This is a genomic window from Caballeronia sordidicola (genome assembly GCF_002220365.1).
GTDB classification, from domain to species: Bacteria; Pseudomonadota; Gammaproteobacteria; order Burkholderiales; family Burkholderiaceae; genus Caballeronia; species Caballeronia sordidicola_C.
The window spans coordinates 84130-97965 of sequence record NZ_MTHB01000063.1 but is presented as its reverse complement, the minus strand read 5'-3'; the positions used below and the strand labels follow the sequence as shown (position 1 = coordinate 97965).

General features: G+C 59.9%; 15 protein-coding genes. 10 read left to right on the top strand and 5 right to left on the bottom strand.

The features are described from left to right. Positions 1-273 precede the first annotated feature (273 nt). Positions 274-468: a hypothetical protein gene (locus BSU04_RS45315; RefSeq protein WP_144021196.1), complete on the bottom strand. Its 195-nt coding sequence runs from the start codon at positions 466-468 to the stop codon at positions 274-276. On the opposite strand from BSU04_RS45315, the gene BSU04_RS11210 reads away from it, so the two are divergent. Further along, positions 467-1738 carry a polyhydroxyalkanoate depolymerase gene (locus BSU04_RS11210; RefSeq protein ID WP_089160673.1) on the top strand — a complete coding sequence of 424 codons (1272 nt, stop codon included), beginning with the start codon at positions 467-469 and terminating at the stop codon, positions 1736-1738. The two genes, BSU04_RS45315 and BSU04_RS11210, sit on opposite strands and share 2 nt — an antisense overlap. Before the next feature lie 120 nt (positions 1739-1858). Here BSU04_RS11210 and BSU04_RS11205 read toward each other — a convergent pair whose 3' ends face one another. Beyond that, the gene (locus BSU04_RS11205; protein ID WP_089160752.1) at positions 1859-2491 is read right to left on the bottom strand and encodes a TetR/AcrR family transcriptional regulator; all 633 of its coding nucleotides are present in this window, start codon (positions 2489-2491) and stop codon (positions 1859-1861) included. 512 nt (positions 2492-3003) lie between these two features. Here BSU04_RS11205 and rsxB point away from each other — a divergent pair. The 3 genes from rsxB to BSU04_RS11190 all read left to right on the top strand — a co-directional run bounded on the left by rsxB (position 3004) and on the right by BSU04_RS11190 (position 5201). Beyond that, a complete protein-coding gene (gene rsxB, locus BSU04_RS11200; protein WP_373452819.1) occupies positions 3004-3945 on the top strand; it encodes an electron transport complex subunit RsxB in 942 nt (313 codons plus the stop codon). A gap of 5 nt (positions 3946-3950) precedes the next feature. After that, positions 3951-4595: an endonuclease III gene (gene nth, locus BSU04_RS11195; RefSeq protein ID WP_089160672.1), complete on the top strand. Its 645-nt coding sequence runs from the start codon at positions 3951-3953 to the stop codon at positions 4593-4595. 174 nt (positions 4596-4769) lie between these two features. Continuing rightward, the gene (locus BSU04_RS11190; protein ID WP_089160750.1) at positions 4770-5201 is read left to right on the top strand and encodes a DUF1841 family protein; all 432 of its coding nucleotides are present in this window, start codon (positions 4770-4772) and stop codon (positions 5199-5201) included. Positions 5202-5326: 125 nt separating this feature from the next. On the opposite strand, the gene BSU04_RS11185 is transcribed toward BSU04_RS11190, so the two are convergent. Next, positions 5327-5716 carry a c-type cytochrome gene (locus BSU04_RS11185; RefSeq protein WP_089160671.1) on the bottom strand — a complete coding sequence of 130 codons (390 nt, stop codon included), beginning with the start codon at positions 5714-5716 and terminating at the stop codon, positions 5327-5329. 81 nt (positions 5717-5797) lie between these two features. After that, complete coding sequence (locus BSU04_RS11180; protein ID WP_089160670.1) at positions 5798-6163, bottom strand: c-type cytochrome; 366 nt, start codon at positions 6161-6163, stop codon at positions 5798-5800. A 450-nt stretch (positions 6164-6613) separates the two neighbouring features. Between BSU04_RS11180 and BSU04_RS11175 the strand changes: the two genes are divergently transcribed. The 6 genes from BSU04_RS11175 (at position 6614) to BSU04_RS11150 (ending at position 12638) form a co-directional block, all read left to right on the top strand. Next, positions 6614-7456, top strand: coding sequence for an AAA family ATPase (locus BSU04_RS11175; protein WP_062090977.1), 843 nt, complete (start codon positions 6614-6616; stop codon positions 7454-7456). A gap of 13 nt (positions 7457-7469) precedes the next feature. Continuing rightward, a complete protein-coding gene (locus BSU04_RS11170; protein ID WP_089160669.1) occupies positions 7470-8084 on the top strand; it encodes a GNAT family N-acetyltransferase in 615 nt (204 codons plus the stop codon). A gap of 41 nt (positions 8085-8125) precedes the next feature. Then, a complete protein-coding gene (locus tag BSU04_RS11165) occupies positions 8126-9301 on the top strand; it encodes a vWA domain-containing protein (RefSeq protein WP_089160668.1) in 1176 nt (391 codons plus the stop codon). 185 nt (positions 9302-9486) lie between these two features. Further along, positions 9487-10674 carry a benzoate/H(+) symporter BenE family transporter gene (locus tag BSU04_RS11160; protein ID WP_089160667.1) on the top strand — a complete coding sequence of 396 codons (1188 nt, stop codon included), beginning with the start codon at positions 9487-9489 and terminating at the stop codon, positions 10672-10674. Positions 10675-11097: 423 nt separating this feature from the next. Then, positions 11098-12051 (top strand): transaldolase, encoded by a 954-nt coding sequence (gene tal / locus BSU04_RS11155; RefSeq protein WP_089160666.1) that lies wholly within the window; start codon positions 11098-11100, stop codon positions 12049-12051. Between the two features lie 170 nt (positions 12052-12221). Further along, positions 12222-12638, top strand: coding sequence for a VOC family protein (locus BSU04_RS11150; RefSeq protein ID WP_089160665.1), 417 nt, complete (start codon positions 12222-12224; stop codon positions 12636-12638). A 54-nt stretch (positions 12639-12692) separates the two neighbouring features. On the opposite strand, the gene BSU04_RS11145 is transcribed toward BSU04_RS11150, so the two are convergent. Then, entirely contained in the window at positions 12693-13802 is a 1110-nt protein-coding gene (locus BSU04_RS11145) for an FUSC family protein (protein ID WP_089160664.1), read from the bottom strand. Positions 13803-13836: the final 34 nt, after the last annotated feature.

Below are 13836 nucleotides of genomic sequence, written 5' to 3'. Positions count from 1 at the left end.
GCACGTATGTTGCGTTGCACAAAAGCGCATTCTTGGCTATGATCGAAGAGGCTTTCCGACCGGTCGTTCGGCGAATTGGAGTTTCCAAGCGAGGCCTCGAAGCGAGGCCTCGAAGCAAGGGTTCAAAGCGGGGCTTCAATCCGGAATATTGAATCGGGGTCTGGTGTCACGGCTTAGCCGGCATGTGTTTCGTGTGCTGTTCCATTTTCAGCCCAGAAGGCGCAACGCCGGCTCATGCCCGCTCCCGGTCCCTGCCTCATTCCCCGCGACCCCTCATGAAGCAAATAAGCAACAACGAAAGTAATAACGAATAACTGCCAGCACCAGCAATGCGGTGCAATCGACGAACTGCACGCCGAGCCGGGAACCAGCGAAAGCCTGCCCCGGCATGACGCCACCGCCGATAGAGGCCAACCGCCGGACACGCTCCCGAACACGGGCGCAGCCGGTTTTATACAGGTCAGACATGCTCTATCAATTCCACGAGTTTCAGCGGGCCATGTTGAGTCCCCTTACGGCATGGGCGGAAGCGGCATCAAAGTCGTTCACCAATCCTTCCAGCCCGCTCGCCTACGTGCCTGGTTCCACGCGGCTCGCGGCCGGCTACGAATTGCTGTACCGCCTGGGCAAGGACTACGAAAAGCCAGAGTTCGAGCTGCATCAGATCGAGAAGAACGGCCATGCCATTCCTATCGTCGAGCAGATCGTGGTGGAAAAACCCTTCTGCAGGCTGATCCGCTTCAAGCGTTTCTCGGACGACAGCGCCACGGTCACCGAACTCAAGACCGAACCTATCGTGCTGGTGTGCGCCCCGCTGTCGGGTCACCATTCCACGCTGTTGCGCGACACGGTAAAGACGCTGCTGCTCGATCACAAGGTCTATCTGACCGACTGGCTCGACGCCCGCATGGTGCCGCTCGAAGACGGCTCGTTCCATCTCGACGACTACGTGGAGTACATCCAGGAATTCATCCGCCATATTGGCGCGAAGGACCTGCACGTGATCTCGGTGTGCCAGCCGACCGTGCCGGTGCTCGCCGCCATTTCGCTGATGGCGAGCCGCGGCGAAGACACGCCGCGCACCATGACCATGATGGGCGGCCCTATTGATGCGCGTCGCAGCCCCACGTCGGTCAACTCGCTCGCGAGTGAACATTCATACGAATGGTTCGAGAACAACGTGATCTACACGGTGCCGGCAAACTATCCGGGTGTAGGCCGCAAGGTATATCCGGGCTTTCTGCAGCATGCCGGTTTTGTCGCCATGAACCCGGAGCGGCACGTGACGGCGCATTGGGACTTTTATCAGAACCTGATGCGTGGTGACGACGAAGATGCGGAGCAACATCGCCGCTTCTACGACGAATACAACGCTGTGCTCGACATGGACGCCGACTACTATCTCGACACCATTCGCATTGTGTTCCAGGAGTTTCTCCTGGCCGAAGGTACGTGGAACGTCAATGGCGAACTCGTGCGTCCCCAGGACATCAAGAACACGGCGCTGCTGACCATCGAAGGCGAGCTCGACGACATATCCGGCAGCGGCCAGACACGCGCGGCGCATGACCTGTGCACCGGCATTGCGGCGAAGAACAAACGCCACTACATAGCGGAGAAGGCCGGCCACTACGGCATTTTCTCGGGACGCCGCTGGCGCACAATGGTGTATCCGCAACTGCGCGAATTCATTCTCATGCACGACAAGGCGCCGAAAACGGAAGCCATTCCGGCGTGATCGCGGTCTGACGAAATACCTGCCTGAAATTAATTGGCACGACAAAACACGCTGCGTTAAACGCGGCGTGTTTCATTTGCGGCCCCTCTGTGGCGTAGTGGCCGCGAGGAAGCCGATGCGTCAGCGTCGCAGCAAATATGCGAGCAGCAATTCCGTGTTCATCTTGATGATTTCGTCGCGTTCGGCGTCGCGGCTGAAGTCGAGCCCAAAGGTGGCTTCGAGCGTGAATCGGTTCGATACGATGTAATAGCCAAGACCCGACAAAGTCACGTAAAAGCGCAGCGGGTCGACGTTATTGCGAAATAGTCCGGCATGCTGACCACGTTCGAGAATCTTCGCGAGCGTGGCGACCACCGGCGAAATCAACTCTCGAATTCGCGTGGAACCCTTTATATAGCGGGCTTCGTGCAGATTTTCGTTATTGATGAGCCGCAAGAGTTCGGGATGCTCACGATAATAATTCCAGATGAAATGCGCCAGTTGCGTGATGGCTTCGACGGGCGCGATTCCATCGAGATCCAGCGTCTTTTCAGCGTCCGTGAGTGCGGCGAATGCATGTTCGAGCACAGCCGTGAACAACTGCTCCTTGCTGCCGAAATAATAGTAGAGCATTCGCTCGTTGGTTTCGGCACGGCGTGCAATCTGGTCAACACGCGCGCCGAATAAGCCACCCGCAGCAAATTCCTCTGCGGCGGCGAGCAGGATGCGACGGCGTGTACCCTCGGGATCTCTTTTGATTTTTGGCTGGTTCATGGTGGCTTTGTGATCGACAAACCGCGTTATCGAAATAGCGTCACGCGTTCCCGTGTCCGCAGGAAGCATGCGATGGATCGGTTACGCCAACGTGATTGGGGGATACCGTCCTGCAGTCAATCGAAAGCGATTTGATTATGTGCACATCGTTGGCATGTTGGCAATTGGGAATGATTGGGAACAGCTTGAAATTCGGCGATAATGCCGCTTCCCGTGCAACGGTCGGAAACGCTCGAACATGACGTCAAAAATGAGCGCGAACCAGAGCGGTCGACATGTCCCCACGTGCCGTCAACGAATGCCGCCCGAGGTCGCCCAATGCGGATCGAATGTGGATCGAATGTGGATCATACGGATCGCGCCAGTGGCCAATAGTCTGCAATCGGCTGTTTTGTCTGACCCACGGGCCCGGCCAACGCCAGATGAGCAGACCGTTCGTGTTGCAACTCCTTCGCGCCAAGGTCACGAGCCCGTCCGCGCCGCCCTCCCCACGCTGTTAGCAAGCCGTTAATGTGACCGTAGTGACTGCAACCTCTCCCAATACTCTCGCTGACCAGATTGAAGACCGGCTGCCCCAAACGCAGTGCACCAAATGCGGTTATCCCGCTTGCCGGCCGTATGCCGAGGCCATTGCCGCAGGCGAGGCAAACTACAACCAGTGCCCGCCGGGCGGACAGGAGGGCGTGGTGCGCCTGGCCAGCCTGCTCGGCATGCCTGTCATTGCGCTCAACCCGGCTAACGGTGTGGAACGGCCACGGCCGCTTGCGATCATCGATGAAAATCTTTGCATCGGATGCACGCTATGCCTGCAGGCATGTCCGGTCGATGCAATCATCGGGGCGGCGAAGCAGATGCATACGATCATCCCCGAGCTCTGCACCGGCTGCGACCTGTGCATACCGCCCTGCCCGGTCGATTGCATCGCCATGGTCCCGGTCACGGCCGAGAAGACCGGCTGGGACGCATGGAGCCAGCAGGAAGCCGACGCGGCGCGCGAGCGGCACGACTGGCGCCTGGCACGCCTCGCACGTGAACGCGACGCGGCCGAAGCGCGCAAGGCAGCACGCATGGTCGGGGCGTCGGGTACCGAGCCAAGCAGTGAGCCACGTGTCGAGCCAAATACGCATCTGGATACTCAGCCGGATGGATCTGTTGAATCAAAGGCGACCCAGCCCGCCACCACGGCCGACGACGACGCGCAGGCAAAAAAGCGCGCCATCATCCAGGCCGCGATGGACCGTGCACGCCAGAAGAAAGAAGAGCTGGCCAGACTCGGCGCGGGGCCGAAAAACACCGACGCGCTCAGCCCCGAGGTTCAGGCGCAGATCGATGCAGCAGATGCGCGGCGACGCCGGCTCGGCATGATCCGAGCAGACGACGACAAAAGGTCGACGCCCGCGGTAGAGCCCGGCAACACACCTGCTAATGCGTCGGACAACGATCACAAAGCCTGAACACGATGAACGCCAAAAAACGCCACGCGATCTTTGAAACGCTGCAAAGCCTGAATCCGCATCCGACCACCGAACTCGAACATGAATCGCCGTTCGAATTGCTGATCTCCGTGCTGTTGTCGGCACAAGCCACCGATGTCTCCGTGAACAAGGCCATGCGGCGCATGTACCCGGTCGCCAACACGCCGGCCAAGGTGCTGGCGCTCGGCGAAGAAGGCGTGACGGAGTACATCAAGACCATCGGATTGTTTCGGACGAAGGCGAGGAACGTGATCGCCACGTGCAAGATCCTGGTGGAGCAATACGGAAGCGAGGTCCCGGATGATCGCGAGGCGCTCGAAGCGCTGCCGGGCGTAGGACGCAAGACGGCGAACGTCATTCTCAACACGGCGTTCGGCCATCCGACCATCGCCGTGGATACGCATATCTTCCGTGTATCGAATCGCACCGGGCTCGCGCCGGGCAAGGATGTGCGAGCGGTCGAAATGGCGTTGGAGAAATTCGTCCCCGATGAATTCAAGCAGGACGCCCATCACTGGCTGATCCTGCACGGTCGTTATGTATGCCGGGCACGCGTGCCGGAATGCTGGCATTGCGCGATCGAGCCGCTGTGCGAGTTCCGGCCGAAGACGCCGGCGCCTATCGAATAAACGGAATAAACGGAATAAACGGCGGGAAGGCCGGCGAGAGCCGAAGCGGTCAAGCCGACGCGTGCGCGGGGCGGGCGAGAAGCGGGCGAGAAGCGGGCAAGAGACGGGCGAGAGACGGCGATGCAGCTTAAAATGAGCCTCTGAAAACGACCTATGCAAGCCAAGCCCACCACCATGTTCAACCCCAGCCGCGACGAAGTTCGCCAATTTTTCACCGATACCTGGCGCAAGCAGCGCGAGGGCGGCGTCCTGACACCGCTTGAGAGCATTGCGGCGGACTGGATCGGTGAGCATCCTGAATACCAGCAAGAACTCGCCGCTCCCGACGTGGCCCATGCCGATTACTCGCCGGATCAGGGCAAGAGCAACCCGTTCCTGCATTTATCGATGCATCTTGCCATTACCGAGCAACTGTCCATTGATCAACCGCCCGGCATCCGGCGTGCGCATGAGCGGCTGGTCGGCCGGATGGGTTCAACGCATGACGCTCAGCACGCCATCATGGAATGCCTTGGGCAGATCATCTGGGAATCACAGCGCAACAACACGCCGCCCGACACCGATGCGTATCTTGCGCTGATCGAACAGCGAGCGTCGCGAGACTAAGGGCCAAGAGCTCAGGTCTGAATCAAAAACGAAAACACCCCGCGGGTAGTTCACCAGCGGGGTGTTTCTTATGCGCGCATCAAAAAAAAATAGAACAACAAAGAACAACAACAACCGGGCGATGCTTACTTCTTCACGACCAGATCACCGTCCAACGATTCGATATATGCCGAGATGTCTTTCAGGTCGCTTTGCGACAAGCTTTGCACTTGCGCAGCCATGATCGCGTTGTTACGCCCGAAGTGCGGATTGCCGCTGCCCATCTGGTACTGGCGCAGCGCCCAGTAGAGGTAGTCGGCGTGCTGGCCTGCGAGCTTCGGATATTCCGCGCTCACCGGCTTGTTCAGGTTCGGGCCGTGGCAGGCTGCGCAATTGTGGGCCTCGGTGAGCACCTTGCCATTGCTTGCGTCGGCTGCATGCGCCGGCTGCATGGCCAGGACGTTGATCGCGCCGATCGCGCCGATCAGCGCGGCTGTCGTGCATGCTGTCTTCAACACTGTATCGAGTGCCTTCATGAATTCTCCTGTCCGCGATTAGTGATTACCGGGTGACGGGCGCCCTTGAGTCCTAAGTTTCAGATGCGGGCGCAACGCGGATCACTTGTCGGGATTGTTCTTCGAAGAGGGGGTTTGCGCGGCGTAATACGCCGCGATGTCGGCGATATCCTGATCGGTCAACGTGGTCGCTATGCCATGCATCGTCTCGAAATGGCGGTCGCCCTTCTTGTAGGCATGCAGCGCGTTCTCAATATAGCGGGCGCTCTGGCCGCCGAGCATGGGGACCCGGTACACCTCGGGATACGCGGTGCGGTAACCGGGAATGCCGTGGCACCCGATACACATCGCAACTTTGCCCTGGGCTGCCTTCGCGTTGCCCACGACATCGGCGGATGCCTGTGTCGCGAAGCCGGCAAGCCCCGACAGCGCTGCGATCACGGCACATTTGCCGACGAATTTATTCATAGCTTCTAACCTGGCATGAGGGGAAATCCGGCACCTTGGACGCCTGGCGTTCCGGGACTTTCTCGGGACTGGTCAAACGGACGGCGCTGACTATTTGCACTGAATAGTCTCGGTGCATCGTACCTGAGAGCGCTGATCCGGTTTCCAGCCACGCGGGCCAAAAAAATCGCGCTAATTGTACCGCGCGACCTACCCTGCGTCCACCGGCCGCAGCGGGGCCGGCCCCATCGCACAAGGCCGCGCCGCCTGGGGTCCCGGGAGACTGCGACAATCTGTCCGATGGACATTTGGTGCTCCTTCGGCAGCAACGGCGCGATTTGGGGCGGGATTCGGGGCGCGATTCGGGGCGGGATTCGGGGCGCGGGTGAGCCCCATCGGACGTTCCGGGGGTAGCTCCCCCCAAACCCTTCTGACTTATACTGCAATTTTTCCTTCTCCGAGGAACGCGTCATGCGTTTTGAAGGTTCATCGCAATACGTCGCCACCGACGATCTCAAGCTCGCCGTCAATGCCGCGATCACCCTGCAGCGCCCGCTCCTGATCAAGGGCGAGCCCGGCACCGGCAAGACCATGCTGGCCGAGGAAGTCGCCGCCGCGCTCGGCATGCCGCTGCTGCAATGGCATATCAAGTCGACCACGAAGGCCCAGCAAGGCCTCTACGAGTACGACGCGGTGTCGCGCCTGCGCGATTCCCAGCTCGGCGACGAACGCGTGAAGGACATCCGCAATTACATCGTCAAGGGCGTGCTGTGGCAGGCTTTCGACGCGGATGAACCCGGCGTGCTGCTGATCGATGAAATCGATAAAGCGGACATCGAATTCCCGAACGACCTGCTGCGCGAACTCGACCGGATGGAATTCTATGTATACGAGACCCACGAGCTGGTGAAAGCCAAACACCGGCCGCTGGTGATCATCACGTCGAACAACGAGAAAGAACTACCCGACGCTTTCCTGCGCCGCTGCTTTTTCCATTACATCAAATTCCCCGAACCCACGACGATGAAGCAGATCGTCGAGGTGCATTTTCCTGGCATCAAGCAGGAACTGCTCGCCGCCGCGATGCAAAGTTTCTTCGAGTTGCGCAACGTGTCGGGCCTGAAGAAAAAGCCGTCGACATCGGAATTGCTCGACTGGCTGAAGTTGCTGCTGGCCGAGGATATTGGCCCCGAAGCGCTGCGTTCCACCGATCAGAAACAAGTCATCCCGCCGTTGCATGGCGCGTTGCTCAAGAACGAACAAGACCTGAGCCTGTTCGAGCGCCTGCTGTTCATGAACCGCAACAACCGCTGAAAGGGCTGCACGTATGAGCCGCTGGATTGATCCGGTTACGCTGGAAGGCAGGCATGTGAGACTCGTGCCGCTCGAGCGCGAGCACCAGGAAGCGCTCGCCAACGCCGCCGCGGACGGCGAGTTGTGGAAGCTCTGGTACACGAGCGTCCCCTCGCCCGAGACGATCGCCGCATGGATGGACACGGCGCTCGCCATGCGCGATTCAGCGGGCGCGCAACCGTTCACCATCATCGACGCAAGGACAGGCGACGTGATCGGCAGCACGCGTTATATGAATGTCGAGGCGGCGCATCGGCGGCTTGAGATAGGCAGCACGTGGTATGCAAAACGCATGCAGCGCACGGCGATCAACACCGAAGCCAAGCTGCTCCTGCTCGCGCATGCGTTCGATACGCTGAATGCCATCGCCGTCGAGTTCCGGACTCACTTCATGAACCGTCAATCGCGCGCGGCTATTGCGCGGTTGGGGGCGAAGGAAGACGGAATCCTGCGCAATCACCAGATCGGGCGGGACGGCATTTACCGCGATACGGTGGTATTTTCGATTATCGAGTCCGAGTGGCCAGCCGTGCGCGCGAACCTGCGCGCGAAACTCGAGGCACGGTTCGACTTGCCGCTTGACTCGTAGCGCAACCCGTAGCGCGACAGATTTGGGGCAAGGAGCCCGGCATGCTGATCGATTTTTTCTATTCTCTGCGCGGCGCCAAGTTACCGGTTTCGGTCAAGGAATACCTGACGCTGCTTGAGGCACTCAAGGCACAAGTAATCGGGCCGTCTATCGACGAGTTCTATTTTCTCGCGCGCATGACGCTGATCAAGGACGAGAAATACTTCGATAAATTCGATCAGGCGTTCGGCGCCTATTTCAACGGTATAGCGACACTGGATGAAGACGCATTCGATGTGCCGCTCGACTGGCTCAAGAAACGCCTGGAACGGGATTTCACGCCCGAGGAAAAACGCCAGATAGAAGCGCTGGGCGGTATCGACAAGCTGATGGAACGGCTGAAGCAACTTCTCGATGAACAGAATGAGCGGCACGAAGGCGGCAGCAAGTGGATTGGTTCAGGCGGGACGTCGCCGTTCGGCAATGGCGGATTTAATCCGGAGGGGATTCGGATTGGCGGGGATTCCGCGGGCAACCGGACGGCCGTCAAGGTTTGGGACGAACGCGCCTACAAGGATTACGACGATCAGGTCGAGATAGGGACACGCAATATCAAAGTGGCGTTGCGGCGCTTGCGGCGTTTCGCGCGAGAAGGCGCCGCCGATGAACTTGATCTCCCCGACACCATTCGCAGCACCGCCGCCAATGCCGGCTGGCTCGATCTGAAGATGGTGCCGGAGCGGCATAACAATGTGAAGGTCCTGATGCTGCTGGATGTGGGCGGATCAATGGACGACCATATCAAGCGCGTCGAAGAAATCTTTTCCGCGGCGAAATCAGAATTCAAACATCTGGAGTTTTTCTACTTCCATAACTGCGTTTATGACTATCTCTGGAAAAACAACCGGAGACGGCATGGCGAGCGTACCGCCACGTTTGACGTGCTGCACAAATTTTCGCCCGATACAAAACTGATTTTTGTCGGCGATGCAACCATGAGTCCGTACGAAGTCGTTCAACCCGGTGGATCGGTTGAATATAACAATGCCGAAGCCGGCGCGGTCTGGCTAAGACGGCTCGCCGACCAGTTCCCCCGTTTCGCCTGGCTCAATCCTGAGCCTGAAAGGCTTTGGGAATATCGGCAATCGGTATCGATTATTCGGCAAATATTGGGCGGTCGAATGTTTGGGTTGACGCTTGGCGGGCTTGAAAGCGCAATGCGGGCGCTTTCCAAATAACCGGCGCTTGTCACCCGGATCCTATTCCTCGCTCGCCGTTCAGTACAAATTCAAGGGTTTATACGGCCCCCTTGCCGGTTTTTATTGATCTCGCTTTAAAGTGGCACGGCGATTTTTTTTCAGACTGTCACTGCCCTTGATCCCGTGCGGCCAGTACGATCTGCGATCGCCCCTCAAGGTTTCGCATGAATCCGCCCGCCACGACCTTCCGCCCCCTCGCCGATTCCTCCATTTCCGCGCTCGTCGCCGGATTCGTCGCCATGATGACGGGCTATACCAGTTCGCTCGTCCTCATGTTCCAGGCCGGGCGTGCCGCCCATCTCTCCGATGCCCAGATTTCCTCCTGGATCTGGGCGCTCTCGATTGGCATGGCGCTGTGCACGATCGGCCTGTCGCTCACGTTTCGCGCGCCGATCGTCTCCGCCTGGTCGACGCCCGGCGCGGCGCTCCTCGTGACGTCGCTTCCGAACGTGGCGTATCCCGATGCCATCGGCGCGTTCGTTGTCTGCGCGGTTTTGCTCACCATCGTGGGGCTCACCGGCTGGTTCGATACGCTCATGCGGAAAATCCCCGCCAGCATCGCGGCCGCCCTGCTGGCCGGCATCCTGTTCGAAATCGGCATCGAGATATTCAAGGCCGCCCAGTTCCAGACCGCGCTCGTCCTGGCGATGTTCTTCACGTATCTGGTCGTGAAACGCCTCGCGTCCCGCTATGCCATCCTCATGACGCTCGTGGTTGGCATCATAGCCGCTGGGTTGCTCGGTTTGCTCGACTTCAGCCAGTTCCACGTCGCGCTCGCCCACCCTGTTTTCACCCTGCCGCACTTCTCGCTCGCGGCGGTCATCAGTATCGGCATACCGCTGTTCGTGGTCGCGGTGGCCTCCCAGAACGTGCCCGGCATCGCCGTGCTGCGCGCGGACGGCTATAACACCCCGTCCGCGCCGCTGATCGCGACGACCGGCCTCGCGTCGCTGGTGCTCGCGCCGTTCGGCTCTCACGGCATCAACCTGGCCGCCATCACCGCCGCCATCTGCACCGGCCCCGAAGCCAACGAAGATCCCTCGAAGCGCTACATGGCCGCCGTCTGGTGCGGGATTTTCTATCTCCTGGCCGGCGTGTTCGGTGCAACCATCGCCGCCTTGTTCGCGTCGATGCCGAAAGCGCTGGTGGTGTCAGTCGCCGCGCTGGCTTTGTTCGGCTCGATCATGAGCGGCCTCACCAATGCGATGAGCGACCTGCGCCAGCGCGAAGCCGCCCTCGTCACGTTCATGGTCACCGCGTCCGGACTGACGCTGCTGTCGATCGGCTCGGCGTTCTGGGGTCTGGTAGCGGGCGTCGTCACGCAGATTGTGCTCAACGCGCGGCGGGCGTAGATTGATCGTATCGACGCGAAATGTTCACGCGAACAACGTGTAATAGGCCGTGAGCCTATGCCGGGCTCTGGCATCGTAATTGCACAGTCATGGGCATGGCTCCCGCACAACACCCGCCACCCTGGACTCGCATGTCAGCAACCGCGGAGACTGGCGCGGCGGGTGAACTCTCGAAGCCACCTGCCGTCGAAACGAGTTGAACAGCGTATGCAACGCGGCGGTTCAGCGGCCGAAAGCAGGAAGCATGGCCGCGGATCACGGCGTTCTCTGCGCCAAATGGCGCGGCAGGAATAGAATGGCAATCTTGGGCGAGCCGCTCGCCAGCAGCTTTGGCGCAGCACCAGCACCGGCGGCCTCGCATAACCCTTTCACCCGCGGGCACTCCGCATCTTTGACAACGGCATAACGCGCCGAAGACCAGATATGACCACCGCTCTCGACCAGCTCAAGCAATACACCACCGTTGTCGCCGATACCGGCAACTTCCAGCAACTCGGCGAGTTCAAGCCGCAAGACGCGACCACGAACCCGTCGCTGATCCTCAAGGCCGTCCAGAACGATGCCTACAAGCCGCTGCTCGAGAAGACCGTCAAGGAGCACGCCAGCAAGCCGATGGGCCAGATCATCGATCAGCTGCTGATTGCTTTCGGCAAGGAAATCCTGAAGATCGTCCCGGGACGTGTGTCAACCGAAGTGGACGCCCGCCTGTCGTTTGACATCAAGGGTTCCATTGCGAAGGGCCACGACATCATCAAGCTGTATGAAGACTCGGGCATCGACCGCAAGCGCATCCTCGTCAAGCTGGCATCGACATGGGAGGGCATCCGCGCGATGGAAGTGCTGCAGAAGGAAGGCATCCACTGCAACATGACGCTGCTGTTCTCGACCGCGCAAGCTGCAGCCGCAGCGGACGCCGGTGCGCAACTGATCTCGCCGTTCGTCGGCCGCATCTACGACTGGTACAAGAAGTCGGCGGGCGCAGATTGGGACGAAGTCAAGATGGGCGGCGCGAACGATCCGGGCGTGCAATCGGTTCGCAAGATCTACGCGTACTACAAGAAATTCGGCTACAAGACCGAAGTGATGGGCGCGAGTTTTCGCACGATCAACCAGATCACCGAACTGGCCGGCTGCGACCTGCTCACCATCAGCCCGGACCTGCTGAAAAAGCTCGCCGAGAGCAACGACAAAGTCGAACGCAAGCTGTCGCCGGAAGCGGTCGCGAACGATCCGGTAAGCAAGATCGATATCGATGAATCGAGCTTCCGCTTCCTCGTCAACGACGACGCAATGGCAACCGAAAAGCTTGCAGAGGGCATCCGCGCGTTCGCTGCCGACGCAGTCAAGCTCGAAAAACTGATCGAAGCGCTGAAATAATTTCGCGGTTGCAACACCTGAATTTCGCGTCTGAAAACGGGCGTCGGCGCTATTGCGCCGACGCCTTTTTTTATGCGGATCGAGGCTGCGGCGTGCGTTTTTAGCGCTGCGGCGTGGGCTAGACTTTTGGCCACGGGCGGCGAAGCTGCCCGACTCACCAGGAGTTGCCAATGCGTCTCGAACCCTATTTGTTCTTCAACGGCCGCACCGAAGAAGCGCTCGCGTTCTACCAAAAAGCGCTCGGCGCGCAAACATTGTCCGTGCTGCAATTCAAGGATTCCCCCGAAGGCGTGAACGCCACGCCCGAATGGCTGGACAAGGTCATGCACGCGACGTTCAGGATAGGGTCAAGCCTGATCATGGCGTCCGATGGCGTAAATGCCACGCCACAGGTTTTCTCGGGTTTCAGTATTTCGATAGCCGCTGACGATGTCGAATCCGGCCAGAAAATGTTCGCGGCTCTCAGCGAAGGCGGTGACATCCGGATGGCGTGGCAACGGACGTTCTGGACAAGTGGGTTCGGCATGGTGTCCGACCGATTCGGCATCCCCTGGATGGTGAGCGTAATGGACGACCTCGAAGGATAGCGAACGCTCGGAGCGCAGAGTATTCACCCGTCGCCCGCTCACCCGCTCACCCGCTTATCGATGAAACGGCTGCGCGCCCTCGATGTTCCATTGCCGCTCGATCTCGATCAGCCGCAAACGCAATCGATCGACCTGTTCCGCCAGCCGTTGCGCAAGCCAGTACGGCCCCTGCAGTTCGGGTGCGAGGGCCGCCGCGACATTCGCCGTCTGTTCCAGTCGCGCGGCCGCTGCGGCAGACCCGGTCGCGGCGTGCAGCAGACCGACGCGCCCAAAACGCAACGCGCGTGCAACCAGCAGCAACGTGTGCCGCACCGCGCGCTCGTCCGTGTGAGGGCTCTCGGCAAATCCTGGCGCGGCGGCCGGCATGGCTGCCGCCATCATTTCCAGTGCGCTGAGAATTGACCGGTGCTGGCGCTGGATGTCGTCGAGCACCACCACCGGCACGTCGATTTCTTTCGCCACCGACGCCAGCAATGAACGCGAACTCACCAGCCGTGAGTTCATCGTGAGGAACCGCTTGGTCAGGATGTCGGCGGACAATGGCCTTCCATCCATGATTGCGCCGTAAATCCGCGCGCTGTCGCGCATGTTGTCGGCGAGCCGATAGCGCCACGAATAGGTGGCGTATTGCGGCAGCACGAACGAAAACGCGAGCGCGATCACGATCCCGATCAACACCGTCAAGGTGCGCCACAGTCCAACTTCGATGGACAGGTCGCCGTGTCCCGCGACGATGATCGTCGTGATGGCCGTCAGCAACGCGATATACCCTGGCTTGCCGATGGCGTGATACGCGCAGACCCCGGCAATCACTGCCAGGAGCACGTACGTGACCATGGTCGAATGGGTCGTCGACTGCAGCAGGATCAGCCCTAGACCGAGCGACGCGCCAAGCAGCGTACCAACCGCGCGCTCCGCTGCTTTCTTGCGAATATTGCCGTGATGCTGCAAGCCGCCGATCACCACCAGCAAGGTCACCGACGACCATTCGCCGTGGGGAATGTTGATGCCCGACGTCAGCGCAATCGACGCAAGCATGGCCAGCGCCACGCGCACCGCATGCAGGTATTTGGCGTAGCGATAACGAAAATACGGTGAGCCGAGCACATGCAGCGCGCGTCGTGCCTGGCTGCGATGAGGCCGGGTCGTATCGGTCGAGGACATGCGGTTCCGATGAGTTGACGAGCAAAAGACGGAC